Below are 26218 nucleotides of genomic sequence, written 5' to 3' on the forward strand. Positions count from 1 at the left end.
CGAGGTGTCAGCGGTCCGCGGTGGCCCGCTTCTTGTTCCAGACGTCGAAGGCCACGGCGAGGACCAGCACCACGCCGCGCACCACGTTCTGCGTGGACTGGTCGATGCCCATGATCTGCATGCCGTTGGACATCACCGCCATGATCAGGCCACCGATGATCGCACCCTGGACCTTGCCGACACCTCCGGTGACCGCGGCCCCTCCGATGAAGGCGGCGGCGATCGCATCGAGCTCGAACATGTACCCGGCGCCGGGTTGGGCGCTGTTGGACCGGGCGGAGTAGACGATGCCGGCCACGGCGGCCAGCACCCCCATGTTGATGAACAGCAGGAAGTTCACCCGCTGGGTCTTCACCCCGGAGAGCTTGGCCGCCTGGAGGTTGCCGCCCATGGCGTAGATGTGACGGCCGAAGACCGTCCGCTGCGTGATGAACCCGTAGAGCAGCACCAGAGCCGCCAGCAGGATCAGCACCACCGGCGTGCCGCGCGCATTGGCCAGCCGCCAGGCGAAGGCCATGATGATCGCGGCGACCAGCAGGACCCGCACGGCGAACAGCCAGAGGGCCTCCACCGGCTGGCGGTACTCCAGCTTGCGCATGCGGTTCCGCCACTGGGACCAGGCGAAGCCCACTGCCGCGATCGCACCGATGCACAGGGTGAAGACGTCGTAGCCGGGTCCGCCGAGCAGTCCGTTGAGGAACCCACCGGCGATGTACTGGTATTCCGAGGGGAACGGGGACAGCGAGACGTTGTCCAGGGTCTGCATGGTGAGGCCACGGAATATCAGCATGCCCGCCAGGGTGACGATGAACGCCGGGATGCCGACGATCGCCACCCAGAAGCCCTGCCAGATCCCGACCAGCACACCGGTGATCAGCGCAGCGATCACGCCCACCCACCACGGCATCCCTTCCCTGATCACGACCACCGCCGAGACCGCGCCCGTGAACGCCACCACCGATCCCACGGAGAGGTCGATGTGTCCCGCCACGATGATCATCACCATGCCGATGGCCAGGATCAGGATGTAGGAGTACTGCAGCACCAGGTTGGTCAGGTTCCCCGGGCTGAGCAGCGTGCCTCCGGTGAGGACGGTGAACAGCAGGACGATGAAGACGAAGGCGATGTAGATGCCGCTCTGCCGCAGGTTGCGGGTGAGCAGCTCGCGCAGATTGGACGTGCCGGCCATCAGTCACTCTCCTTGGTCATGAGTTCCATCAGCCCCTCCTGGGTGGCCTCGGCCGCGTCCACCTCGCCGGTGATGCGGCCGGCCGAGAGCGTGTAGATGCGATCGCAGAGTCCCAGCACCTCGGGGAGTTCGGAGGAGATCACCAGGATCGCCTTCCCCGCGGCGGCGAGCTCATTGATGATCGAGTAGATCTCGAACTTCGCGCCGACGTCGATGCCGCGAGTGGGCTCGTCCAGTATCAGCAGCTCGGGCTCGGTGTAGAGCCACTTGCTGAGCACCACCTTCTGCTGGTTGCCCCCGGAGAGCTTCTCCACGATGGAGAGCACCGAGGGGGCCTTGATGTTCAGCGAGCTCCGGTAGCGTTCCGCGACGGCGATCTCCTCGTTGGCGTTCACCCAGCCTGCCGGTGCCAGCTTCTTCAGCCCGGCGGACGTGATGTTGATCCGGACGTCCTCGATGAGGTTCAGCCCGTACTGCTTCCGGTCCTCGCTCACATAGGCGATGCCGTGCTCGATGGCGTCGGACACGTTCCGCATCCGCACCGGAGTGCCGTGCATGGAGACGGTGCCGCGGATGTCCCGGCCCCAGGAGCGCCCGAAGACGCTCATCGCCAGCTCCGTGCGCCCGGCACCCATCAGGCCGGCGATGCCCACCACTTCCCCCGCCCGGACATGCAGCGAGGCGCCGTCGACGACGACCCGGTCCGGCTGGTTCGGGTGGGTGACGTGCCAGTCCTCGATGCGGAGGATCTCCTCACCGATCTCCACGTCCCGCTCCGGATACATGTGCTCCATATCGCGGCCGACCATCCCCCGGATGATCCGGGCCGTGGTCTGCTCCGCCGTGGCGCCGTCGTGCATCTCGATCGTCTCGATCGTGGAACCGTCACGGATGACGGTGGTGGCGTCGGCGACCGCGGCGATCTCTCCCAGCTTGTGGGAGATGATGATGCAGGTGACGCCTTCCTCGCGGAGGTCACGGATGAGCCCGAGCAGATGGGCGGAGTCGTCGTCGTTCAGCGCAGCGGTGGGCTCGTCGAGGATCAGCAGCTTGACGTTCTTCGACAGGGCCTTGGCGATCTCGATGAGCTGCTGCTTGCCGACCCCGAGGGTTCCGACCGGGGTGACCGGATTCTCGTGCAGCCCGACCTTGTCCATGAGCTCGACCGCACGGACGTTGGTCTCATGCCAGTCGATGATCCCGGCGGTGGCCTGCTCGTTGCCGAGGAAGATGTTCTCCGCCACCGAGAGGTGGGGCACCAGCGCGAGCTCCTGATGGATGATCACGATTCCGTGTTCCTCGGAGTCGTTGATCCCGCTGAAGGACACCGCCTCCCCCTCGAAGCGGATCTCGCCCTCGTAGCCGCCGGCCGGGTACACACCGGAGAGCACCTTCATCAGCGTGGACTTGCCCGCGCCGTTCTCCCCGCAGATCGCATGGATCGCACCTCTCTCGACGGTCAGCGAGACCTCCGAGAGTGCGACGACGCCGGGGAAACGCTTGGTGATCGAGAGCATCTGGAGGATCGGGTCCTCCACAGCGGTCCTGACTGTCATGGGTCCTCCTCGTCATCCTCCTGGAACCGGTCCCTCACAGCTGGCCGGACTCGACCTGCTCCTCGGTGTAGTAGCCGGAGTCGACGAGGATCTCCTCGTAGTTGTCCTGCAGCACCATCTCCACCTCGAGCAGGAAGGAGGGGACCACGATCTCACCGTTGTCGTAGGTCTCGGTGTCGTTGGCCTCCGGCTCCTCGCCCTGCAGGTAGGCCTCCGCGGCACGCACCGCCTCATCGGCCAGCAGGCGGGTGTCCTTGAAGATCGTGGAGTGCTGGATGCCCTGGTCGATCAGCGAGATCGAGGCGATCTCCGCGTCCTGACCGGTGACGATCGGCATGCCGTCCTCGATGCTCGGGCCCCAGCCGTCGTTGCGCAGCGCGGTGATGATGCCTCGGGAGAGCGGGTCGGCCGGGGCGAGCACACCGTCCAGCTCGTCGTCCCCGCTGTAATGGCTGGTCAGCAGATTCTCCATGCGCTCCTGGGCGGTCTCCTGCTCCCACCGCTGGATGGCCGCCTGCTCGATGCTGTCCTGCCCGGAGGGGACCTCCAGGGTGCCGTCCTCCAGATAGGGCTCGAGGGTCTCGATCGCGCCCTGCCAGAACAGATGGGAGTTGTTGTCGTCGAGCGAGCCGGCGAACAGCTCGATGTTCAGCGGACCCTCCGGGGCGTCGTCGGAGTCCTCGAAGCTCTCGTCCAGCACACCGAGGCCGTAGAGCAGCGACTTCGCCTGGTTCACCCCGACCTCGTAGTTGTCGAAGGTGACGTAGAAGTCCACATCCGCAGAGTTGGTGAGCAGACGGTCATAGGCGATCACCGGGATGTCGGCCGCGGCGGCGGCGTCGAGCTGGCTGGTCAGCGCCGAGCCGTCGATGGAGGCGACGATCAGCGCGTCGACTCCCTGGGTGATCATCTGGTCGATCTGCTGGGACTGGGTGGGGATGTCGTCGTCGGCATACTGCAGGTCGACCCCGTAGCCCAGGTCCTCCAGCCCCTGCTCGATGCTGCCGCCGTCCTGCAGCCAGCGCTCGTAGGTCTGGGTGGGCATCGCCACACCGATGGTCATGTCCTCCGGAGCGGCGTCGCCGTCGCCTCCGGCGCCGTCCCCGGTCCCGGCTCCCTCTCCCTCACAGGCGGTGAGCAGCAACGTCAGGGCCGCGCCGGCCCCGAGGACGGTGGTGAGTGTGGAACGCATGTCTCCTCCTTCAGAGCGCCTCCAGGGCGCATGGTGTGAGTGTCCGACGTCGAACATCCTGGGTGATGTCTATCACAGCCCCTGGGCGAGGCGGTGGTACGCCGCGTTCCACCGCAGCTCCTTGGCGAAGGTCCGCGTGGTCACGCTCTCATCGATGACCGCCAGCTCCATGGCCGCGATCTCGGCGAGGTCCTCGAAGACCTCCAGACCGAGAGCGGTGGTGAGCACCGTGTGGTGGGCGGCCCCGGCGGTCAGCCAGCACTCCGCCGAGGTGGCGAAGTCCGGGCGCGGCTCCCACACTGCCCGGGCCACGGGCAGGTTCGGCAGATCGGCCTCCGGCTCGACGATGTCGACGACATTGGCGGTGAAACGGAAGCGCTCACGCAGATCCGCCATGGCGACGACGACACCCTCCCCGGGGTCCGTGTCGAAGACCATCCGCACCGGGTCCTCGCGGTCCCCGATGCCCAGGGGATGGACCTCGACCCGCGGCTTCGCACTGGTGAGGCTCGGGCAGATCTCCAGCATGTGGGCCCCGAGGATCTTCTCCTCCCCCGGAGTCATCTCATAGGTGTAGTCCTCCATCAGCGAAGCGCCCCCGGGCAGGCCGTGGCCCATCACCTTGGCCGCGCGCACCAACAGGGCGGTCTTCCAGTCGCCTTCGGCGCCGAACCCGTACCCGGCCGCCATGAGGCGCTGCACGGCCAGCCCTGGCAGCTGGCGCAGGCCCCCGAGGTCCTCGAAGTTCGTGGTGAAGGCCCCGAAGCCGCCCTCCTCGAGGAAGGAGCGCATCCCGGCCTCCTGACGCGCGGCGTAGGCCAGCGACTCACGGCGCCCGCCGCCGACGCGGAGATCCTCGGCGACGTCGTAGAGCTCGTCGTACTCTGCCAGCAGAGCGTCCACCTGCGACTGCTCGACGGCGTCCACCCGCTCGACGAGGTCGTTCACCGCCCAGGTGTTCACCGAGACGCCGAGTCGGATCTCGGCCTCCGTCTTGTCCCCCTCGGTGACGGCGACGTTGCGCATGTTGTCGCCGAAGCGGGCCAGCTTCAGGTTCCGCAGCGCATCCCAGCCTGCCGCCGCACGCGTCCAGATGCCGACACGGCGGGTGACCCGCGGATCCGATGCGTGCCCGACCACGGTCTTGCGCGGGGTGGCCATCCGGGTGGCGATGTAGGCGAACTCCCGGTCGCCGTGGGCGGCCTGGTTGAGATTCATGAAGTCCATGTCGATCTCCGCCCAGGGCAGCGCGGCGTCGGCCTGCGTGTGCAGGTGCAGCAACGGGACGTCCAGCGCGTCCAGGCCCTGGATCCACATCTTCGCCGGTGAGAACGTGTGCATCCAGACGATCACTCCGAGACAGTCAGGATCGGAGTTGGCCTCCAGCGCCGCGCGGCGGATGGCGTCACGTTCCTTGAGCACGGGCTTCCATTGGACGGTGACCGGGATGTCCTCGGCCGCGTCCAGCGTGGAGGCCACGCGCTGGGACTGTTCGGCGACCTGACGAAGGGTCTCCTCGCCGTAGAGGTCCTGGGAGCCGGTGAGGAACCAGATCGTCTTGCCGGTGAAGGGGGATGCCATGGGTGGGTTCTCCTGAAGAGTGCAGCGATGTGGGGTCGAGGGACGAGGAGTCGAGTGGAGGCGAGGCGGTCAGCACCCGCCCTGCGGGACGCTCGAGGGGCGACGTCGTCGGTCTACTGCCCGTAGACGTTCTGGTAGCGGTCGAACAGCGAGTCGATCTGCTCCTGATCGATGCGCGGAGGCTCGCCGTAGGCGCGTGCGAAGTGCACCGTGCGGGCGACCTCCTCGCACATCACGGCGGCCTTCACCGCGGCCTTCGCGTCCGCGCCGATCGTGAAGGGGCCGTGCTGAGCCATCAGCACCGCCGGCGAGCGGGACCCGCGCAAAGTCTCGACGATGCCGCGGCCGATGGAGTCGTCGCCGATCAGGGCGAAGGGCCCGACGGGGATGTCCCCGCCGAACTCGTCGGCCATCATGGTCAGCACGCAGGGGATCGCCTCGGATCGCGCCGCCCAGGCGGTGGCGTAGGTCGAGTGGGTGTGCACCACTCCCCCGACGCCGTCCATGTGGCGGTACACATAGGCGTGGGCGGCGGTGTCGGAGGACGGCCTGAGCCGATCCGGAGTCCCGTCCTCGATCTTCTCCCCGTCGAGGGTGCAGACCACCATGTTCTCTGCGGCGAGCTCGTCGTAGGAGACGCCAGAGGGCTTGATGACGAACAGACTCGGGACTCCGTCGGCGTGAGGCGAGATCTGGACCCGCTCTGACACGTTGCCGGCGGTCCAGACGACCAGCTCGTTGCGCGGCAGCTCGGCGTGGAGTGCCGCCACCTTGTCCCGGGTGCGGGCCACGGACTCCTGGACGTCGGAAGGCAGGTCGGAGAGCCGGATCATGCGCGAGCCTCCTGGGTCTGGGCGGAGACCGCGACGTCGGCGTCGGTCGCGGTGCTGCCGGCGCCCTGGGCGGCGTGCGCCTCACGACGGATTCGCTTGAGCCGACGCATGATGTCGTCGCCGCCCCGCCCGAAGTGGTCATGCAGCGCCCGGTACTCTGCGAAGAGCGCGTCGTAGGCCTTCGCGGCCGCGGGGTCAGGCGTGTAGGCCTCGACGACGCGCCCGCCCATCACCGGGGCCGCGCTGCGCACGTCCGGATAGGTGCCGGCGGCGACAGCGGCGTGGATGGCCGAGCCGAGCGCGGGGCCCTGATCCGAGGTGATCGTGGAGATCGGCAGCTTGGTGATGTCCGAGTAGAGCTGCATCAGGAATCGGTTCTTCAGCAGGCCGCCGGCGACGACCAGCTCACGGACCGGAACCCCGGAGGCGTCGAAGGCCTCGATGATGGTGCGGGTGCCGAAGGCGGTGGCTTCGACCAGCGCCCGGTAGACGTCCTCAGGCCTGGTGCTCAGGGTGAGGCCCACGATGAGCCCGGAGAGCTCATGGTCGACCAGCACGGAGCGGTTGCCGGAGTGCCAGTCCAGGGCCACCAGTCCGTGAGCACCGACCGGCTGGGTCTCAGCCTTCTCGGTGAGCAGCTCGTGCAGGCTCAGCCCTCGGGAGGCGGCCTCCTCGGCGTAGGCGTCGGGCACCTGATTCTGCACGTACCAGGCGAAGATGTCCCCGACTCCGGACTGACCGGCCTCATAGCCCCAGGCGCCGGCCAGGATCCCGCCGTCGACGACCCCGCACATGCCCGGGACCTCGGCGAGCACGTCGGCGTTCATCACATGACAGGTGGAGGTCCCCATGATGGCCACCATCTGGCCGGACTCGACGGCGTCTGCGGCCGGTGCGGTCACGTGGGCATCGACGTTGCCCACGGCCACGGCGATGCCCTCCGGCAGTCCGGTCCACGCGGCGGCCTCGGCCGAGAGTGCCCCGGCGCGGTCTCCGAGCTGCCCGATCTCATGGTCGAGCTTGTCCTCGACGAACCCTTCGAAGCCCGGGTTCAGCGCCGCCAAGAAGTCCTTCGAGGGGTAGGCGCCGTCCTGATAGATGCCCTTGTAGCCGGCGGTGCAGGCGTTGCGGACGTAGCGGCCGGTCAGCTGCCAGACGATCCAGTCGGCGGCCTCCACCCAGTGGTCGATCGCCGCATAGACCTCCGGGTCCTCCTCGAGGATCTGCAGACCTTTGGCGAACTCCCATTCGGAAGAGATGAAGCCGCCGTAGCGGTTGATCCAGGCCTCACCGCGGGAGTGGGCCAGGGCGTTGATACGGTCAGCCTGGCCCTGTGCGGCATGGTGCTTCCAGAGCTTCGCATAGGAATGCGGACGGTCGGCGAACGTCGGCAGCTCGTTCAGCGGGGTGCCGTCGGCAGTCGTGGGCACCATGGTGCAGGCGGTGAAGTCGGTGCCGATGCCGATGACCTGATCAGCGGAGACGCCTGCGGCCTCAAGCGCTGCGGGCACGGCGTTCTTGAGCACGTCGACGTAGTCGGCCGGCAGCTGCAGCGCCCAGTCCGGCGGCAGCGGCTCGCCCTGGTGGGCTGTGAGCGTGGAGTCCATCACTGCGTGGCGGTACTCCTGGACGGCGGTGCCGAGCTCGGCCCCATCGGACACGCGCACCACGAGGGCGCGGCCGGAGAGGGTGCCGAAGTCGACACCGATCACCACGGCGTCGGGAGAGGTCATCGGGAACGAGCTCCTTCAAGGTCGAGAGGCGGCGCGCGGCCCGAGGCCTGACCGACCGCCGGAGGGCGGTTCCGCCCCTGTGATACCGGACACGATCATGTTAACGTTAACATCCCTATGTGGTCCATGCCACCCCATGATGAAGCGGGAAGTGCCTGCGAGGGAAGGGCCCGGCTGAGCAGCAGAGCGCAGCGACCCGGGCTGGCCGGGAGGGCGCCCGCGACTGCTCAGGCGGAGCTCCGCACCACCAGCTGCGGCTGGATGGGCGAGTCCACTCCCTCGCCTCCGAACAGGGCGGCCATCGCCGCCGCTCCGGCCTCTTCGAAGGGCTGCCGCACCGTGGTGAGCGGAGGGGAGAAGAAGTCCGCGCCGTCGACGTCGTCGAAGCCCACCACAGCAAGATCCTCGGGGACGCGCAGGCCCGCTCCCCGGGCGGCCTGGATGATGCCCAGAGCCAGATAGTCGTTGGCCGCGAAGACGGCGTCCGGGAGATCTCCCCCGGCAGGGCCGTGCGCAGACTGCTCCGCCAGGAGCCGCCTGGCCGCGGCGTGCCCGTCAGCGGCGGCCCATCCTCCGGCCCGCGCCAGCGGCGCGACCGGCAGCCCGGCGTCCTGCAGCTCCTCACGCCAGCCGACGATGCGCCCCTGGGCGTCGAGGTAGTCCTCCGGCCCGCAGACGTGGGCGATGCGTCGCCGCCCGGACCGATGCAGATGCCGCACCGCCCGACGCGCGCCCTCGATCTGATCGATGCCGACCACCTGCATCTCTGCGGACGGCTCAGCGACGGAGGCGAGCACCACCACCGGCACGCTGCGGGAGATCTGACGAGCGGCCTCGACCATCGCCACCACGGGTGCGATGACCACGATGCCGTCGATGCCCCGGTCCAGGAAGAACTCCAGCGCGTCGTCGACCGTCTTGGGCCCCGGTTCCCGGACCACGCTCAACGCGGTGGCATAGCCCGTCTCGCGTGCCGCCTCCTCGATGGCCATCGTCATCCGGCTCGGCCCGAAGGTCGAGTCTCCGGGGCTGACCACGCCGATCAGGCCGGTCTGCCGGGTCTTCAGCGCCCGGGCGGTGCTGTTGCGCCGGTAGCCGAGGCCGCGCATGGCCTGCTCGACCCGCTCACGGGTCTCCGGACGGACGGCGTCGGGGGCGTTCAGCACCCGAGAGACCGTCTGGTGCGAGACTCCTGCGACCTGGGCGACGTCGACCATCGAGGGAGCACGTCCCACGGGCTGTCGGGAGGTCATCGCCACCGTGGTCTCGTTCAGCCGGCCGGCACGGTGTCGGCATCGCCCATCAGGCGCAGCGCCACGCGCAGCCTCTCCGCTGACTCGTCCATGGTCTGCGGGTCCGGATCAGCGATCGCCCGGGCGAAGTCGTGGTCCGCCATGGAGTCGGAGGGCCAGACGTGGACGTGGAGGTGATCGACCTCGAAACCGGCGATGGTCAGGCCCGCACGGGCTGAGCCGAAGGTCTCCACCTGGGCCTTGCCGATCCGATGGGCCACGCGCATCAGATGGGCGACCAGTTCCCCTTCGGCATCGGTCCAGCGGTCGATCTCCTGGCGCGGCACCACCAGGACATGCCCATAGGCCAGCGGGGCGATGCTCAGGAAGCCCACGCAGACCTCGTCCTGCCAGACGAATCGGCCGGGCAGCTCGCCGTCGATGATCTTGGTGAACACGGTGCTCATGATGCGTCTCCTGTCGAAGTGGACGACGATGGCGGGGTCTGCGCGACGAGGAAGGCGTCCTGTTCGGCCATCGCAGAGCCCTCCGTGTGCTCGGCGCCTGGGACCGGCACGGACCCCTGCTGCGATCGTACCGGGGTGGAGGACTCTCGCACCTCCAGCGACCACGGGATGGTCTCCTCCCGCACCTGCCGAGACTCGGCGCCGCCAGGCCGGCCGGAGGCCCCGATGCGCTCCAGGAGCAGCTCCACGGCCCGGCGGGCGGTCCAGGCCAGGTCCGGAGCCACCGAGCTGAGCGCGGGCACCATGAATGCGGCCTCCGGAATGTCGTCGAAACCGACCAGCAGGAGGTCCTCGGGAACGGTCAGCCCATGGTCGGCCAGGCCGCGCAGAGCGCCGAAGGCCACGGTGTCGGTGATGGCGAAGGCCGCGTCCGGCGCCGGCCGTCCCTCCTGCCGGGCGGAGCGGATCTCTCGGGCGAGCCGATGTCCCGCCCGACGTCCGGACTCCATCGTCACCTCGGACGCGTCGAAGAGCAACGCAGGGTCGACGCCGAGCCCGGCCTGCTCGAGAGCACTGCGATAGCCGCCCAGTCGCAGGCTGTGGATGGTCTGGTCAGGGGTGTCGGGGCCTCCGATGAAGGCGATGCGTCGGGCGCCCTGCTCGCGCAGGTGCTCGACGGCGGCCCGGGAGCCCTCCCGGTTGGCCATGCTGACATGGTCCGCGGCGGTGGGATTCTCCCGTTCGCCGAGCAGGACGATGGGGAAGGTCGGGGCGACCTCGAGCTTCTCCAGGTCCATGCCCACGATGCTGAGGATGAGTCCGTCGTAGTCCATCGCGCGGGAGAACTGGATGGCGGCCACCTCGCCGGCCTCCTGGGCGCCCGTCTGCTCCACGGCGACCCGGTAGCCTCGCTGATCGGCCTCGCGGGCGATGTGCATGGCCAGCGATCCGAAGTACGGGACGTCGTGGCCGGGGACCGCCAGACCGATGACACCGCTGTGGCCGGAGCGCAGGTTCCGCGCGGAGACGTTCATCCGATAGCCGGAGTCCGCGAGCTGCCGGAGCACCCGGCGTCGCACTTCGGCGCTGACGCCGGGACGATCGTTGACCACGTTGGAGACAGTCATCGTGGAGACCCCCGCCGCCCGCGCGACATCGCTCATCCTCACCGTGCTCACCGAGTGCGCCTCCTCCACGTCACCACCGTCGCGAGACCTCGTCCGGTGACGAGGGTCCCGCCTGTCGCATGCTAGCAACAGGCGGGGCCCCGGCGCCGATCCGACCCTGTTCATTTTCTGTTCCAGCGATGATCGGCTCAGCGGATCACTGGATCTCGCTCTCCATCTCTGCGTGCATGCGCTCGGCGGCCTCCGCCGGGTCGAGCCGCCCGAAGAAGATCTCCTCGCAGAAGCGGTAGGCGATGTCCTGGAGGCCCGAGAAGCCCAGGGCCGGCACGGGCTCCGCCTCACCGATCTCATCCTCGACCTCCTCGATGAACTCGGCCACGGCCGCATCCTGGCCCTCCAGCTGGGCGAGCACCACCTCACGGGCGTCCTCGTTGGCCGGCAGCCCCCGGTCCATGCCGGTGATCTCAGCGGCCTCCTCCGAGTTGACCAGGAAGTCCACGAAGGCCTGGGCCTCCTCCGGATGCTGGGTCTGCGAGGTGATCGAGAACATCATGGTGGCCTTGAACCACAGGCCGTTGTCGACGCTGCTGCCGCTCATGGAGGGGTAGCGCAGCATCTCGAAGTCCGTCTCGGCGACGTCGGAAAGTCCTGGCACCATGTTGCTCCACCACCGACCGATGGCCTGCTCACCCTGCTCGAAGATCGACTCACCGGGTGCGGCGTTGGACTCCTCCTGCATCAGCGAGGCCGAGGGATAGGAACCGCGCTCCAGCAGCTCGAGCTGGAACTCCAGGTACTCTTCGGCGTCCTCCACGGTGAATCCGAGCTCGCCGTCATCCGTGGTGAGGTTCTTGCCCTGCTGGCGCAGCCAGATCTGCAGGTCCACGGTCTGCGGGACTCCGCCGTCACCCCAGAGGCCGTCCCCGAGCGTCTCGTTGAGCTCCTCGGTGAGGTCCGCGTAGTCCTCCCAGGTCCAGGTGGTGTCGTCCGGAATCTCGAGTCCCGCCTCTGCGAAGAGATCCGGGTTCGCCAGCACGGTCATGGTGTTGACGCCCGTAGTGATGCCCATCAGGCCGTCGTCGGTGGTGCCGTTGTCCACGACCTCGGACTCGAAGCCGGAGGTGTCGAGCTCATCCATGGGAAGCAGCGCGCCCCGGTCCGCATACTCCCGCAGATAGGTGTCGTCCATCTGGACGACGTCCGGAGCGTCTCCTCCGGCGGACTGCGTCGCCAGCTGGTCCCAGTACCCCTCCCAGTCGGTGTACTCCGTGGAGATCGTCACGTGGGGGTTCTGCTCCTCGTAGAGCTCCCCGAGCTCCTCGGTGAGCGCGTTGCGATGCTCCGCACCCCACCAGGCGAAGCGCAGGGTGACGTCGTCGTCCTCGCCTCCGCCTCCCCCTCCGCCGTTGCCGCAGGCGGTGAGGGCGACGACGCCGACGCAGCCTGCCGCGGTGAGCCGGGCCCATCGCCCCAGCCGTCGAGGTGCCCTGGACCCGTGCGGCGCGGTGCGGCTGCTTCTGCTCGGAGGTGTGGTCGTGGTGGTGGTCATGGTGTTCTCCCCTTCAGTGTCACGGACGGTCCGGGGGCGGTCCGTCCGAGGTCAGACGAGCACGTGCGGTGTGCTCTCAGGCGCGCGGCCGGTGCAGTGCCTCACGGGCCGTTCGATGTCGGGAACGGCGGCTGTCGCCGAGCCCGCACAATGTGATGCAGTTCACATCCTGTATCGATACAGTAGTTGTATCGATTCATTCCGGTCAACACCCTCCCTCTGCACGGGTGCGAGCGGCCGCGGCAGGCTCGGCTCAGGCGCTCAGCTGCAGGCTCACGAAACTCGCCGCCGGCAGGTCCAGCCTCAACAGGCCACCGTCCCAGACCGCCCCCTCGAACGGGACGGGTGCGACACGGTCCAGGTCCTCCGCGGTGTTGTGGTCCCGCGGGTCGGCCGAGGTCAGCACCTGCGCCCCGGTGATCACCCCACCGTCACCACCACGCAGGTGCAGCTCGATCACAGCGGAGGAGGTCGGATCCAGATTGGCCGCGGTGATCGTCACGGTCCCGTCCTTGGTGGAGGCGGAGACCTTCACCGTGGAGACCTCACGCCCGTCGGCCTCATGGACCGCACCGGCCCGCACCGGGTTGACCGGCAGACGGCGTGCGTCGTGATGCCCCACGCTCATCGCGAAGACGTGGTAGGTGGGCGTCAGGATCAGCCGACGCCCGTCAGTGAGGAGCATCGACTGCAGCACGTTGACAGTCTGGGCGATGTTGGCCAGCCGCAGCCGATCCGCATGGGCATGGAACGCGTCGAAGTGCACCGCGGCGACCAACGCGTCGCGCAGAGTGTTCTGCTGATGCAGGAAGCCCGGGTTGGTGCCGGGCTCGACGTTCCACCACGTCCCCCATTCGTCCAGCACGAGTCCCACCTTCTTGGCAGGGTCGTAGGCGTCCATGACCGCAACATGTCCGGCCAGGATCTCGCCGACGCGCTCCGCCCGAGCCAGGGTCGTCCAGTATTCCTCCTCACTGAACTCCGTGGCAGAACCCTTGTCCATCCAGGACCCGGACATCGTGTAGCAGTGGAAGGAGATCGCCTGGTAGAGGTCGCTGGGCGAGGGATCCTGCAGTCCGCGGGTGAGTTGCTTCATCAGCACCTCGGTCCAGACATAGTCGTCCTCGGATCCCCCAGCAGCGATGCGGTAGAGGCTGTTCTCCCCGTGGTTCCGCGCATAGGTGGCGTGCTGGCGGGCCAGGGTGCTGAACTGCTGGGCGGTCAGGTTGCCGCCGCAGCCCCAGGGCTCATTGCCCACGCCGAAGAACTTCACCGACCAGGGCTCCCGACGCCCGTTCTCAGCGCGCCGGCGCGCCATCGGTGAGTCGCCTGCGCGGGTGAGGTACTCCACCCAGTCGCTGGTCTCCTTCACGGTGCCGGAGCCGACGTTGCCGGAGATGTAGGGCTCGGCGTCCAGCAGCTCGCACAGTGCCATGAACTCGTGGGTGCCGAAGTGGTTGTTCTCCTCGACGTCACCCCAGTGGGTGTTGACCATCCGAGGGCGCTCATCGCGGGGGCCGACACCGTCGGTCCAGTGGTACTCATCGGCGAAGCAGCCGCCGGGCCAGCGCAGATTGGGGATGGCGATGGAACGGAGCGCCTCCACCACGTCGGCCCGGATGCCACCGATGTTCTCGATCTCGGAGTCCTCACCGACCCAGAACCCGTCGTAGATGCACCGGCCGAGATGTTCGGCGAAGTGGCCGTAGAGGTGACGACTGATCGTGGGGCCTGGGACGTCGATGTCGACGACGGCGGTCAGGGCAGGGGCGGGGTTCATGGATCTCCTTGATCTCGGAAGGCTAGGACGCGGACGCCCGACGGTGGACTGGGGATGCGCGCCCGCAGGCGGGCCGGGCGGCAGCATGCGAGGCGGCGCGTCAGGCAGGCGCCTCGCGGGCCCGTGCCGCCTCAGCCTCGGCATGGAGGCGCAGAGCCCGGGATCGGGAGAGGTAGACGGCCAGGCACACGCTGAACAGCAGCACGCTGACCACGTCACGGGTGATGAACGTGCCCACCACGCAGGCGACCAGCCACCAGGTGACAGCTCGGCTGTGACCGATCTTCAGCCGCCAGGCGATGACCGCGGTCAGCAGCGCGCCGACCAGCACGGCGATCCCGTAGGTCCGCACCACGGCGGCCACCTCGGTGACCATCGAGGCCGAGCCCAGGGCATCGGCCTCCTCGAGTCCCTGGTACCCGCTGGAGGCGAACCAATACTGGAACGGGAACAGGGTGATCACCGCCAGCACGGCGTTCCAACCGGCCGCGATGAACAGCAGCGCCCGCTCGGCCCGCCGGCGCGGGGGCCGGGCGGAGCCGGTGGGGCGAGTGGGGCGCCGGGCCTGGCCGGGAACCATCACGGTCATCCCTTGATCCCGGAGGACATGCTCAAGGAGCTGACGAAGTACTTCTGCGCCACCAGGAACAGCACCAGGGTCGGGATCATCGCCAGCACCGCCGAGGCCATGAGCTGACCGATGCTGTCATAGGCCCCCAGCATGTTCTGCAGCAGCTGGAGCCCTGCGGTGATCGGCATCTGCTCGACGTCGTTGAACACGATCAACGGCCACAGGAAGTCGTTCCAGGATCCGGTGAAGGCGAACAGGAAGATCACGATGAGGATGGGCCGGATCAGCGGCAGCACGATCCGGAAGAAGATCTGGAAGTCTCCGGCCCCGTCGATGCGGGCGGCGTCGTCCATCTCCTTGGGGATCCCCGCCATGAAGGCGCGCACCAGGAAGATGCTCGCCACTCCGGCGAGGCCCGGCACGATCATCGCCCAGGGCGAGTTGACCCAGCCCAGCCGCGCGACGATCTCGTAGAGCGGGATGAGGTTCGCGATGACGGGGAACAGGGAGATCGCCAGCAGGGTGAAGAACAGGGTGTCCTTGCCGGGGAAGTCCAGTCGCGAGTAGCCGTAGCCTGCGATGGACACCACCACCACGGTCAGCGTGGCGTGCATCGTGGAGATGAACATGGAGTTCCAGAACCACCGCAGCACCGGATAGCCGGCGACGTCGTTGAGCAGAGCGATGTAGTTGTCCGCCACCCACTGGGCCGGAAGCATCCGGAAGGCCTCGAAGGCGAACTCGGTGGGCGACTTGAACGAGGTGGACAGGGAGAAAACCACCGGCAGCAGCCAGATCAGCGCCAGGGCGGCGAGCACCACATAGGTGATGATCAGCGCGATCCGGGAACGCATCGGACTGCCCCCGGGGATCCTGCGGCGCCGGCCTCGCCCGCCGCCCTGTGCGCCGGGGAAGGGGTGGCCGGGAACGCCGTCGGCGCCGCCTCGGCCCGGGGCCCTCTGGTCGGTCTCGATGACGGCTGTGTCAGACATCGGTCCTCCTGTACATGATGAAGAACTGGATCGCGGAGATGGCCATGAGCACCAGGCCGAGGAGCACGGCCATGGCGGAGGCGACACCGGCGATGGAGGGCCCGCCTCCGAATGCCAGATCACGGACCTCCATCATCAGCACCGTGGTGCTGTCGGCGGGACCGCCGTTGGTGAGCATGAGGGGCTGGGCGAAGACGTTGAACGACGCGGTCGTCGTCATCACCGTGGTGTAGAGCAGCGGAAGGCGGATCGATGGAAGGGTGACGTTGATGAAGGATCGCGCGGCGCCGGCCCCGTCGATGGAGGCGACCTCGTAGAGCTCCTGGGGCACCGCGGAGATCGCCGAGCGGTAGATGATGAGGTTGCCTCCGATGCCCGCCCAGATGGTCAGCACGAAGATCGTCCCCCAGGCCCAGGGCTGGGTGGTGGTGAAGCTGATGTCGGTGCCCAGATAGTGGTTCACCGGCCCGAACTCTCGGTTGAACACCAGGTTCCAGGCGATCGCACCCGCCGAGACCGAGATCAGGCCGGGGACGAAGAAGATGCCCTGGAAGACGTTCGCCGCGCGCAGGTCCTTCCGGGACAGCAGCACCGCCAGCACCAGAGGCACTCCGATGAGCAGCGGGACACCGATGACCACGAACAGGATGGTGTTCCACAGGCCGTTGATGAAGATCCGGTGAAAGGCGTGGTCCGTGTCGAAGAGCACCCGGAAGTTGTCCAGCCCGATGAACTCCGGATCTCCGACGAGGTTCCACTGCGTGAAGGCCACGTAGATGCCGAAGACTGCCGGGATGAGCCCGAAGACGGCGAAGAGGACCAGGTGCGGCCCCATGAACGGGAGCGCACGCAGCCAGGCGCGCAGCCCCTGCGGAAGCCTCCCCGACGACGAGGGGGCCCGACGAGTGCGGGCCCGCGCCTCGCGGCGTGCAGTCGTGCTGGTGCTCATGGCGCCTCCACCATCTCGATCCGGGCCTGGGTGGACGAGTTCATCCGTTCGACGGCCTGCTCGATGCTGTACCGGCCGAACGTCACGTTCTGAGCCTCATCCCAGAGCGCCTCCCCCACGTACGGGGCGAACTCGAAGTTGTCCGTCACCAGCAGCCCCTCGTTCTCAGGCTGGGTGAAGAAGGACTGCGGGTACTCCGCATACGCGTCGCTGTCATAGGTGTCACGGCTGGCGACGATCTGGCCGGCCTCTGCCCAGTGCAACGAGTTGGTGCGCACGAACTCCAGGAAGTCCGCGACCGCCCGGTCCCGCTCGGGATCGCGGTCCTCATCGGCCATCTGCACGAAGGAGTGGGACTCAAACTGGTTCACCGCATTCTCCGCATCGAGCTGCATGCTGTGCGTGAGATCCCATTCCAGGCCCTCGACCTCGTCCTGCGCGCTGATCTCCCAGGTGCCCGACGGGTGGAAGACGGAACGTCCGCTGCGGAAGACCTGTGCCGCATCGGAGTCCTCGGGAGCCATCAGACCGGACTCCTGCAGCGCCTTGACCGCTTCGAAGGACTCCACGTAGCTGTCGCCGCCGAAGTCGATGTCCTCGGCGGCCCCTCCCACGCCGTCGCCCACGTTGTACTGCCAGTTGTAGATGAGACCGGGCATGAACCAGGCGGTGGTGGCGTAGAGGTCGTCCGGAAGCTCGTCCTCCAGCTCGAGGAGCTCATCGACGGTGACGATGCCGTCGTCGAGGATGTGCTCCAGGCTGAGCTCCTCCACTAGTGCAACGTTGTAATAAGTGACCAGCCCATGGAGGTCGAGCGGAATGCCCCATTGGGCGCCGTCGTAGACCCCTGCCTCCCAGGCGGCGTCGAGGTAGTTCTCCTGCCGCAGCTCCGACTGCTCACTCATGAGGGGCTCGACGGGGGTGAGGATCTCATTGGTCGCCAGTTCGGCGATCACCAGATTGTGGGCCAGGACGACGTCGGGGATGTCGGAGCCGGCACGCGCCACCGAGTACATCCGCATGTACATGTCGTCTCGCGGGGCGGGCTGGAAGGAGACGGGAATCTCCGGATCGGTGTCGTTGTAGTCGTCGACGATCTGCTGCATGAACCGGCCGTCGTCCCCGCTCAGCAGGTTCCAGAACTGGAGAGGCTCCTCACCTCCCCCCTCTCCACAGGCCGCCAGCGGCAGCACCAGGGCTGCTGCGGCGAGTCCGGCCAGCTGGGACCGTGATCTCATGTTCGCCTCCGAGTGTTGTCTGGGTCACACTGATTTATCGATAAAGTACTCGAGAGGCAGTTCCCCGTCAAGGGATGAGGGAGACTCCGGCGGTCAGAGGCACGGTCGAGGTCACGGTCAGGAGCCGGCGGCAGCGGCCACCCGGACGCACCTCTGCCCGCCGCAGACGGGGACTGTCGGAGGCGCGGCGCTGTTACGCTGGAGTGATGCCAGAGCCCATCTCTGCGCAGGGAGGACCAGACCTGTGACTGCTGAGAACACCGCCACGCCCCCGGTGCGCGGGCGCTCCACGCGCCAGAAGCGAGCTGTGTGGGCCGCGCTGAGCTCGTTGGAGGACTTCGTCAGTGCTCAGGACCTGCACCGCATCCTCGAGGGACGCGGCGAGAAGGTCTCGCTGGCCACCGTGTACCGCATCCTCCAGTCGCATCAGGAGGAGGGCCTGGTCGACGTGCTGCGTCCCGACGACACCGAGGCGATCTTCCGCCTCTGCGCTCGCGAAGAGCACCACCATCACCTGGTGTGCCGCGGATGCGGGCTGACTGTGGAGTTCGCAGCCCCGGACATCGAGCAGTGGACCGAGGAGCTCGCCGCCGAGCACCGGTTCACCGACGTGCAGCACACCCTGGAGATCTTCGGCCTCTGCGAAGCCTGCGCGGCACGCCTGCGCGACGCGTCCTGACCGGGCGTGCGGCGTATCAGACTTTCGCCCGCCGACGCTGGGCGCCCTGAGCCTCGGGGTCCACGGACGCCTCCGAAGACCTGTGGTCCAGCTCCTGCACACCACGGACAGACCCACCCTCGGGGCCGGCCATCACCTGCGCCGCCTGCTCCTGACGCCGCAGCCGCCGGCCGCGGCCGATGAGCAGGCAGACCAGGTAGATGAGGAACGAGATCGTGGTGATGTAGGGGCTGATCGGGATCTGCCCGGTGATCGCCAGCATGATGCCGCCCACCGAGGAGATCAGCGCGAAGATCATGGACAGGCCCACCGCCATCACCGGCCGGGCCGTCACCTTCAGCGCCGCCGCGGCCGGGACGACCACCAGGGAGAGCACCAGCAGCGCGCCCACCACCTGCACGGACATCGCCACCGCCACGCCGAGCAGCACCATGAACACCAGGGACAATGCGTTGACGGGGACACCGCGGGCCTGAGCGAGCTGCGGGTCGATGGAGGAGAACAGCATCGGCCGCCAGACGACGGCCAGCAGCGCCGTGATCACCAGGGCGCCCGTGACCAGAGTGCGCGTCTGCATGTCGTCCACTCCGACGATCTGCCCGGTCAGCAGCCCGAAGCGGTTCGCCGAGCGGCCTTGGTACAGCGAGAGGAAGAGGATCCCCAGCCCCAGGCCGAACGGCATGAGCACGCCGGTGACCGCGCTGGTGTCCTTGTCCTTGAGGCTGAGCACACCGATCAGCAGCGCCGCCCCCACGGCGCCCATCGCCGAACCGAGCACGACGTCGAGGCCGATCAGCAGGAACAGGGCCGCACCTGCGAAGGAGATCTCAGCGATGCCGTGCACGACCAGCGCCGTGCGGCGGAGCATGATGAGCACACCGATGACCCCTCCCATCAGGCCGAGGGCGGCGGCGGCGATCACGGAGTTCCGGACCAGGGAGAACAGCTCCCAGTAGCCGTCCACGCTGAATGAGGACGTGATCTGCTCGATCATCGGGGAGCTCCCATCCGACGCCCCTCGGGCGCCTGTTCCCGCCCAACATGCCGGGATGAGGCATGGCCGTGGGGCTCATGGTCGTCGTCGTGGACGTGCGGGCCGACCCCGGCCCGGGGGTCCTCCGGGGCCCGCGCCTGCGCCTCAGGCCCATGGGCGGCGTCCCCCGACCCTCCGTGTCCGGGTGCGCAGTGATGCCCCTCCAGGTGATGGGACATGACCACGAGTCGGCCACGATGCTCGATCACGTCGATCGGGGCGCCATAGAGCTCGCTGAGCACCTCGGAACGCATGACCTCACGAGTCGGGCCGATCCGGTGCTGACCCCGCGCAAGGTAGAGCACCCGGTCCACGTGTTCGATGACCGGGTTGATCTCATGGGTGACGAAGACGACGGCCGAACCACGCTCGGTGGCCTGCCTCTGGATGAGATCGGTGATGGCCTGCTGATGATGCAGGTCCAGGGAGTGCAGCGGCTCGTCGCAGAGCAGCACCGCCGGATCGGAGGCCAGTGCCTGGGCGGCCCGCAGGCGCTGCTGCTCGCCCCCTGAGAGGAGCCCCACCGGCATCTCCGCATACTCCGTGGCGCCCACCTGCTCGAGGAGCCGGTCCACTTCGCGCCGCTGCGCGCGCGGCCGCAGCCGGAAGCCGTAGCGGTGCCCGTCCAGCCCCAGGGCCACCAGATCCCGTGCGCGCAGCGGGGTCTCCGCCGGCATGGCATGCTGCTGGGGGATGTAGCCGACCGTGCTGCTGCCGCGGCGCACCGGACGCCCGGCCACGCGGACCTCGCCCCAGCTGAGCCGCTGCAGTCCGAGAAGGACCTTCAGCAGGGTGGACTTCCCGGCTCCGTTGGGGCCGAGCACGGCGAGGAACTCGCCGGCGGAGAGGTCAAGGTCGACCCCCTCCCACAGCCTGCGCCCATGGAAGGCGATCCCGGCTCCGTCCAGTGACAGCACCGCCGGGCTCGCACCGGGATCAACCACGTCCAGCCTCCACGATCTCTTCGACCTCGTCGATGTTGCGATCCATCCACTCGAGGAAGTCGTCGGTGTCTTCAGGGAGCGTCTCGGAGAACTCCAGGACCGGGACGCCGGCGTCCTCAGCGGCTTGGCGGATCTGCTGGGACTGGTTTGTCTCAGTCTGCTCGTTGTAGGCCAGCATGTCGATGTCATCGCTCGTGGCGATGTCCAGGGCGTCCTGATAGAGCCGGGGAGCGACATCGTCGCCATGCTCCACCGCTGCCAGGAACTGCTCCTCCGTGAGGTCCTCGAAGCCGGCGTCGAGCAGCAGGAACTGGGAGACCGGCTCGGTGGCCAGGTAGGCGAGGCCTTCAGCGTCCAGGGCGCGGTTGCGCTCGTCGAGGTCCTCGATCTGCCCGGCCAGCTGCTCCGCGCTCTCCGTGTAGAGGTCCGCGTTCTCCGGGGCGAGCTCGCCCATGTGCTCGCCGAACTCGTGGGCGAAGTCAGCCATCAGAGCGAGGTCGTACCAGACGTGTTCGTTCTCATAGCTGCCCGTCCACTCGTGCGAATGGTGGTTCTCCCCATCGAGGATCTGGAAGACGAGGTCATCCTTGTCCGCCGACGAGGCCAGGCGCGTGATGAACGGGTCATAGCCGCCGCCGTTGGCGATCACCACGTCGGCCTGCTCGATGAGCAGACGGTCCTGCGGGGTGGCCTCGTAGGAGTGCGGGTCCATCGCCGGGTTGTCGACCATCGCATCCACCTCAGCGGTGTCACCCACGATCTTCTCGGCGAGATCCGCGTAGACATCGGTGGAGGCGACGATGACCAGGCCGGTGTCCTCGCCGTCGACCGCCCCGGCGTCCTCCCTTGCGCCGGCCTCTCCCTCGCCACAGGCCGTCAGGCCCAGCCCGAGGGCCCCCAACAGTCCGAGAGCCCGCACCCACGGTGGCCGACGGCCGGTCCCCTTACGGGAGTCGGCGGCAGGTCCAGCAGGAGTGAGAGCGATCTCGGACATGGTGTGGTCCTTCTGATGTACGGTGGCGAGTCTCTCGGGCGCGTCCATGCCCGAGGCGGGTTACAGCGTACGCCTGCTCGTTGTTGCGAACAAATCTCATCTGCAGATGATCCGCATGATCCTGCCCACAGCACACAGAGGGACTCAGGCCTCCTCCCCGACCCGATGACGCCGACGCGAGTCCTGCGCCTGCGTGGCATCGTGGATCTCCCCCACGAGGACCTCCAGGACATCCTCGAGGAAGAGGATCCCGCGCGTCACCCCCTCTGCATCGATCACACGGGCCAGGTGGGAGCCGGTGCGCTGCATCTGCGCCAGACAGTCCTCGATCTCGTCCTCGCAGGCCATGTTGCCCAGCGAGCGCACCGCGGTGACCGGGATCGGCTCACCGACCTGGGACTCCGGCAGGCTCATCACATCCTTCAGATGGACATAGCCGGCCAGCGCCCCCTCCTCGTCCAGGACGACGAAGCGTGAGAAACCGGTGCGGCCCACGGCCTTCTCCACCTGTCTCGGGGTGACGCCGCCCGGGACCGTGACGACGTCCTCCACCGGCACCATCACCGAGTCGGCGGTGTAATCACCGAACTCCAGCGCCCCGGCGATCACCCCTGCGTCGTCGTGCACGGTGCCGCCACGGGTGGACTCCGCCACGATGGACTGCATCTCCTCCAGGGTGAAGGTCGAGACCACCTCGTCGCGGGGTGTGACGCGGAAGAGCCGGAGCACCGCATTGGCCGCATGGTTGAGCAGCAGGATGACAGGCTTCAGGACCTTGTAGAGCACGACCATCGGCGGCGCCAGCATCAGCACAGCCCGATCGGCCACCGAGACGGCGAAGTTCTTCGGCACCATCTCGCCGAGCGTGACGTGCAGGAACGAGACCAGCGCCAGCGCCACCAGGAAGGCGGTGACCGAGGCTGCTGTGGCGTTCAGCCCGACCATGGTCAGCGGCTCGGTGAGCAGATGGTGGATCGCCGGCTCGGAGACCTGCAGGATCAGCAGCGAGCACACGGTGATGCCCAGCTGGGCGATCGCCAGCATCTGGGAGACATGCTCCATGGCGTAGAGCGCGGTGCGAGCGGCGGTGGAGCCCGCCTCGGCCTTCGGCTCGATCTGACTTCGCCGGGCGCTCATGACGGCGAACTCACCCGCCACGAAGAAGGCGTTGCCGGCCAGCAGCACGACGAGCCAGACGATGCCCATCACATCGGCCATCATCGGTGCTCACCCCCATTGCGGTCTGCGGCGGCGCGGATGTGCTCCGCACGTTCCGCCGCGGCGCGATGCGCCCGCGCTGCGGCGGCCTCCGCGGCGAGACGGCGCGCCTCAGGATCCGGGGTGAAACGGACCCTGTCGATGCGCCGGCCGTCGACGCCGACCACTGCCAGCAGGCCGCCCTGGACCTCGACCTCGTCGCCGACGGCGGCGATCCGGCCCAGCCGGTCCAGCAGGAAGCCGGCCACGGTCTCGTAGGCGGAATCCTCCGGGATGTCCAGCTCCAAGATCTGGGCGTTGATCTCGTCAGGGCGCAGGAGCCCCGGGAAGTACCAGTCTCCGCTCGCGGCCTGGAGCACTCCGGGGGTGAGCCGATCGTGCTCGTCGGCGACCTCTCCGACGATCTCTTCGATGAGGTCCTCCAGCGTGACCACTCCGGCGGTGCCGCCATACTCGTCGACCACCACCGCCACCTGCAGCGGCGCCTCTCGCAGCACGGAGAGCAGCGCGTCGAGATGGATGGTCTCGGGGATCCGGGTGATCTCGCTCATCACGGTGGCGGCCACGAGGCCCTCCCGCTTGGCACGCGGGACGGCCACCGCCTTCTTCAGGTGTGCGACCCCGCGGACCTCGTCCACCGACTCCCCCAGCACGGGGAAACGCGAGTGGCCGGTCCGGCGGGCGACGTCGATCAGCTCGGTCAGCGGAGCCTCGGCCTCGACGGTGATCATCCGTGGCCGCGGCGTCATGACATCGGCGGCAGTGCGCTCGGAGAACCGCAGGGTGCGGTCGAGATACGCGGCGGTGCCCTCGTCGAGGGTGCCGAGCATCGCCGAGCGACGCACCATCGACGACAGCTCCTCCGGGGTCCGGGCCCCGGAGAGCTCCTCCTTGACCTCCAAGCCGAAACGGTGGAGGACCTGGTTGGAGAAGCCGTTGAGCACGACGATCAGCGGACGGAACAGCGCGGTGAAGATCAGCTGCGGGCGGGCGAGGGCGCGACCGATGTGGAAGGCCTCGGCGATGGCGAGGTTCTTCGGCACCAGCTCACCGATGAGCATGGTCACCAGCGTGGCGATGACCATCGCCACCGTCAGCGAGACCGCCCCGGTGGCCTGGTCCGGCACGCCGAGCGCCTCGAGGGGCCCCGAGACGAGCGCACCCAGCGCCGGCTCGGCGACGTATCCGGTGAGCAGGGTGGTCAGCGTGATGCCCAGCTGGCAGCTGGAGAGCTGCGTGGACAACGACTTCAGACAACGCATCAGCGGAATCGCGCGACGGTCGCCGCGGTCGATCGCACGCTGGACTGTGGGCTGGTCGAGGGCCACGAGGGAGAATTCGACGGCGACGAAGAATCCGGTGCCGAGGATCAGCAGGAGTCCGACGCCCAGGAGAATCCATTCCACGATGTCAGCTGCACCCCCGCGACTCCGCGGAGCGACACGGCGGAGCCGTGGTCCGGGCGGGGAGGCGGTGTGGTCTCGCGGATCGGTGGGCCGAAGCCCCGATCAGGGCGGACTGGGCCGGCAGGTGAACAGGAACAGTGAGAATCGGGCGCGAGCCCGGTTGTCGATACTCCATAAGGCTTCGCAGTCTACAGCGCGGCGAGGACGGTCACCACTGCGCCGCGCGGCAGCCCGGACGCGGCCCCTGCGATCACCATGTGGTGGGCACCGGCTTGCCCTCCTCGTAGCCTGCCGCGGACTGCACCCCGGCGACGGACCGCTCATGGAACTGGGCGAGGTCGCGGGCCCCGGCATAGGTCATCGACGAGCGCACCCCGGCGGTGATCGTGTCCAGCAGATCCTCCACTCCGGGGGACAGCGGGTCCAGGTACATCTTCGAGGAGGAGATGCCCTCCTCGAAGAGCCCTTTCCGCGCCCGGGCGAAGGCGTCCTCACCGGCGGTGCGGTGCTGCACCGCGCGGGCGGAGGCCATGCCGTAACTCTCCTTGTAGCGACGCCCGTCGGCCTCGGTGATGAGGTCGCCGGGACTCTCGAAGGTGCCGGCGAACCACGAGCCGACCATGACCTGGGAGGCGCCGGCGGCCAGCGCGAGGGCGATGTCTCGAGGGTGCCGGACGCCTCCGTCGGCCCAGATGTGCCGCCCCAGCGCTCGGGCTGCGGCTGCACACTCGAGGACGGCGGAGAACTGCGGCCGGCCGACCGCCGTCATCATCCGGGTCGTGCACATCGCGCCCGGACCGACCCCGACCTTGACGATGTCGGCTCCGGCCTGGATCAGCTCACGCACGCCCTCGGCCGTGACCACGTTGCCGGCCACCACCGGTACGCGGGCCGCGTCCTCGCCCCGAGCGTCGACCACCCGACGCACCGTGCCCAGCGCCTCGAACATCTTGCGCTGGTGCCCATGGGCGGTGTCGACCACCAGCACGTCCACTCCGGCGTCGAGCAGGCCCTCGGTCTTGCTGGCGACGTCACCGTTGATCCCCACGGCGGCGGCCACTTTGAGCCGGCCTGAGGCGTCGAGGTTGGGAGCGAAGAGCGTGGAACGCAGCGCGCCCCGCGGAGTGAGCACCCCCGCCAGGGTCCCGTCGGCGGTGGTCACCGGCGCATAGTCGCAGCCGGACTCGTCCATCGCGAGGAAGGCCTGTCGCAGCCCCGCATCGAGGACCTGGGAATCCTGCACGTCCGCATCCTCCTCCAGACCGAGCTCCGAGGTCGTGAACCGCACCTGGGGCATCCGCATCACGGAGCCCACTGAGGAGAAGCGGTCTTGGCCCTCCCCGTCCTCGGCGTTGACGATCCCGGCCAGCCGGAGGTCCTCGTCCACCACGCAGACCGAACGGTGGTTGCGCTTGTCCAGCAGATGGATCACGTCGAGGAGGGTGTCCTGCGGTCCGACCTTCAACGGAGTCTCGAAGACCGGGTGGCAGGACTTCACCCATTCGGCCACCTGACGGATGACCTCCAGCGGGATGTCCTGGGGCAGCACTCCCAGCCCGCCGCGGCGGGCCATGGTCTCCACCATCCGGCGCCCGGTCACGGCGGTCATGTTGGCCGCCACCAGCGGAGTGGCGGATCCGGTGCCGTCGTCGGCGGAGATGTCCACCTCCATGCGAGACATCGCCTCGGACCGGGATGGGATCAGGAACACATCCGCATAGGTCAGATCGGTGGTGGGCTCGTTGATGAACTTCATGGGGGTGGTCGTCCGCCCTTCGTGGTCTGGCGCTCGCGCCGCGGGGACACCTCCGCTCAGGACGTGTCGCACGGCATCTGACACGATACCGCGCCCGGTGGCGACCCCGTCGGGAAAGTCACTATGCTGGGACGAGGTGACCGAGAGGGTCGCCGGCCAGCCGGGGCGCGAGCCTCGCAGGCGGTGAGGACGCCGTCGA

22 protein-coding genes are annotated in these 26218 nt (G+C 68.2%); 1 reads left to right on the plus strand and 21 read right to left on the minus strand.

All coding sequences use genetic code 11. From position 1 onward, the window contains the following. Positions 1 to 7: 7 nt before the first annotated feature. The 15 genes from mmsB to ODE13_RS00400 all read right to left on the minus strand — a co-directional run bounded on the left by mmsB (position 8) and on the right by ODE13_RS00400 (position 17989). A complete protein-coding gene (gene mmsB / locus ODE13_RS00330) occupies positions 8 to 1189 on the minus strand; it encodes a multiple monosaccharide ABC transporter permease (protein WP_179542481.1) in 1182 nt (393 codons plus the stop codon). After that, positions 1189 to 2745: a multiple monosaccharide ABC transporter ATP-binding protein gene (gene mmsA / locus ODE13_RS00335; protein ID WP_322477484.1), complete on the minus strand. Its 1557-nt coding sequence runs from the start codon at positions 2743 to 2745 to the stop codon at positions 1189 to 1191. Before mmsA ends, mmsB begins: the two co-directional genes overlap by 1 nt. Positions 2746 to 2779: 34 nt before the next feature. Beyond that, positions 2780 to 3937 carry a multiple monosaccharide ABC transporter substrate-binding protein gene (gene chvE / locus ODE13_RS00340; RefSeq protein WP_322477485.1) on the minus strand — a complete coding sequence of 386 codons (1158 nt, stop codon included), beginning with the start codon at positions 3935 to 3937 and terminating at the stop codon, positions 2780 to 2782. Between the two features lie 72 nt (positions 3938 to 4009). Then, the gene (araA, locus tag ODE13_RS00345; protein WP_322477486.1) at positions 4010 to 5518 is read right to left on the minus strand and encodes an L-arabinose isomerase; all 1509 of its coding nucleotides are present in this window, start codon (positions 5516 to 5518) and stop codon (positions 4010 to 4012) included. A gap of 113 nt (positions 5519 to 5631) precedes the next feature. Then, on the minus strand, positions 5632 to 6351 hold the full coding sequence (locus ODE13_RS00350) for an L-ribulose-5-phosphate 4-epimerase (protein WP_322477487.1): 720 nt from the start codon (positions 6349 to 6351) through the stop codon (positions 5632 to 5634). Next, on the minus strand, positions 6348 to 8084 hold the full coding sequence (gene araB, locus ODE13_RS00355; RefSeq protein ID WP_322477488.1) for a ribulokinase: 1737 nt from the start codon (positions 8082 to 8084) through the stop codon (positions 6348 to 6350). The genes ODE13_RS00350 and araB overlap by 4 nt, the downstream gene beginning before the upstream one ends. Before the next feature lie 227 nt (positions 8085 to 8311). Next, positions 8312 to 9337, minus strand: a complete 1026-nt coding sequence (locus ODE13_RS00360) for a LacI family DNA-binding transcriptional regulator (protein ID WP_322477489.1) — start codon at positions 9335 to 9337, stop codon at positions 8312 to 8314. A 17-nt stretch (positions 9338 to 9354) separates the two neighbouring features. Beyond that, a complete protein-coding gene (locus tag ODE13_RS00365) occupies positions 9355 to 9783 on the minus strand; it encodes an HIT family protein (RefSeq protein WP_322477490.1) in 429 nt (142 codons plus the stop codon). Further along, complete coding sequence (locus tag ODE13_RS00370; protein WP_322477491.1) at positions 9780 to 10961, minus strand: LacI family DNA-binding transcriptional regulator; 1182 nt, start codon at positions 10959 to 10961, stop codon at positions 9780 to 9782. The genes ODE13_RS00365 and ODE13_RS00370 overlap by 4 nt, the downstream gene beginning before the upstream one ends. 145 nt (positions 10962 to 11106) lie before the next feature. After that, positions 11107 to 12459, minus strand: coding sequence for an ABC transporter substrate-binding protein (locus tag ODE13_RS00375; protein WP_322477492.1), 1353 nt, complete (start codon positions 12457 to 12459; stop codon positions 11107 to 11109). Positions 12460 to 12712: 253 nt separating this feature from the next. Then, entirely contained in the window at positions 12713 to 14239 is a 1527-nt protein-coding gene (locus tag ODE13_RS00380) for an alpha-N-arabinofuranosidase (RefSeq protein ID WP_322477493.1), read from the minus strand. Positions 14240 to 14339: 100 nt separating this feature from the next. Next, a complete protein-coding gene (locus ODE13_RS00385; protein WP_322477494.1) occupies positions 14340 to 14828 on the minus strand; it encodes a hypothetical protein in 489 nt (162 codons plus the stop codon). After that, positions 14825 to 15802 (minus strand): carbohydrate ABC transporter permease, encoded by a 978-nt coding sequence (locus ODE13_RS00390; RefSeq protein WP_246348839.1) that lies wholly within the window; start codon positions 15800 to 15802, stop codon positions 14825 to 14827. Before ODE13_RS00390 ends, ODE13_RS00385 begins: the two co-directional genes overlap by 4 nt. After that, the gene (locus ODE13_RS00395; protein ID WP_322477495.1) at positions 15795 to 16751 is read right to left on the minus strand and encodes a sugar ABC transporter permease; all 957 of its coding nucleotides are present in this window, start codon (positions 16749 to 16751) and stop codon (positions 15795 to 15797) included. The genes ODE13_RS00390 and ODE13_RS00395 overlap by 8 nt, the downstream gene beginning before the upstream one ends. After that, on the minus strand, positions 16748 to 17989 hold the full coding sequence (locus ODE13_RS00400) for an extracellular solute-binding protein (protein WP_322477496.1): 1242 nt from the start codon (positions 17987 to 17989) through the stop codon (positions 16748 to 16750). The genes ODE13_RS00395 and ODE13_RS00400 overlap by 4 nt, the downstream gene beginning before the upstream one ends. A 244-nt stretch (positions 17990 to 18233) precedes the next feature. On the opposite strand from ODE13_RS00400, the gene ODE13_RS00405 reads away from it, so the two are divergent. Next, positions 18234 to 18668, plus strand: a complete 435-nt coding sequence (locus tag ODE13_RS00405; protein ID WP_179542469.1) for a transcriptional repressor — start codon at positions 18234 to 18236, stop codon at positions 18666 to 18668. Between the two features lie 16 nt (positions 18669 to 18684). Here the strand turns inward: ODE13_RS00405 and ODE13_RS00410 are convergent, their stop codons facing one another. The 6 genes from ODE13_RS00410 to ODE13_RS00435 all read right to left on the minus strand — a co-directional run bounded on the left by ODE13_RS00410 (position 18685) and on the right by ODE13_RS00435 (position 26019). Continuing rightward, on the minus strand, positions 18685 to 19662 hold the full coding sequence (locus tag ODE13_RS00410) for a metal ABC transporter permease (protein WP_322477497.1): 978 nt from the start codon (positions 19660 to 19662) through the stop codon (positions 18685 to 18687). After that, positions 19659 to 20645 (minus strand): metal ABC transporter ATP-binding protein, encoded by a 987-nt coding sequence (locus ODE13_RS00415; protein WP_416210489.1) that lies wholly within the window; start codon positions 20643 to 20645, stop codon positions 19659 to 19661. Before ODE13_RS00415 ends, ODE13_RS00410 begins: the two co-directional genes overlap by 4 nt. Next, positions 20638 to 21639, minus strand: coding sequence for a metal ABC transporter solute-binding protein, Zn/Mn family (locus ODE13_RS00420; protein WP_322477498.1), 1002 nt, complete (start codon positions 21637 to 21639; stop codon positions 20638 to 20640). Before ODE13_RS00420 ends, ODE13_RS00415 begins: the two co-directional genes overlap by 8 nt. A gap of 144 nt (positions 21640 to 21783) precedes the next feature. Next, entirely contained in the window at positions 21784 to 22860 is a 1077-nt protein-coding gene (locus ODE13_RS00425; protein ID WP_179542466.1) for a hemolysin family protein, read from the minus strand. Continuing rightward, a complete protein-coding gene (locus tag ODE13_RS00430; RefSeq protein ID WP_322477499.1) occupies positions 22857 to 24263 on the minus strand; it encodes a hemolysin family protein in 1407 nt (468 codons plus the stop codon). Before ODE13_RS00430 ends, ODE13_RS00425 begins: the two co-directional genes overlap by 4 nt. 250 nt (positions 24264 to 24513) lie before the next feature. Then, a complete protein-coding gene (locus tag ODE13_RS00435; RefSeq protein WP_322477500.1) occupies positions 24514 to 26019 on the minus strand; it encodes a GuaB1 family IMP dehydrogenase-related protein in 1506 nt (501 codons plus the stop codon). Positions 26020 to 26218 lie beyond the last annotated feature (199 nt).

It is taken from the genome of Nesterenkonia sp. HG001 (genome assembly GCF_034438835.1).
GTDB classification, from domain to species: domain Bacteria; phylum Actinomycetota; class Actinomycetes; order Actinomycetales; family Micrococcaceae; genus Nesterenkonia; species Nesterenkonia xinjiangensis.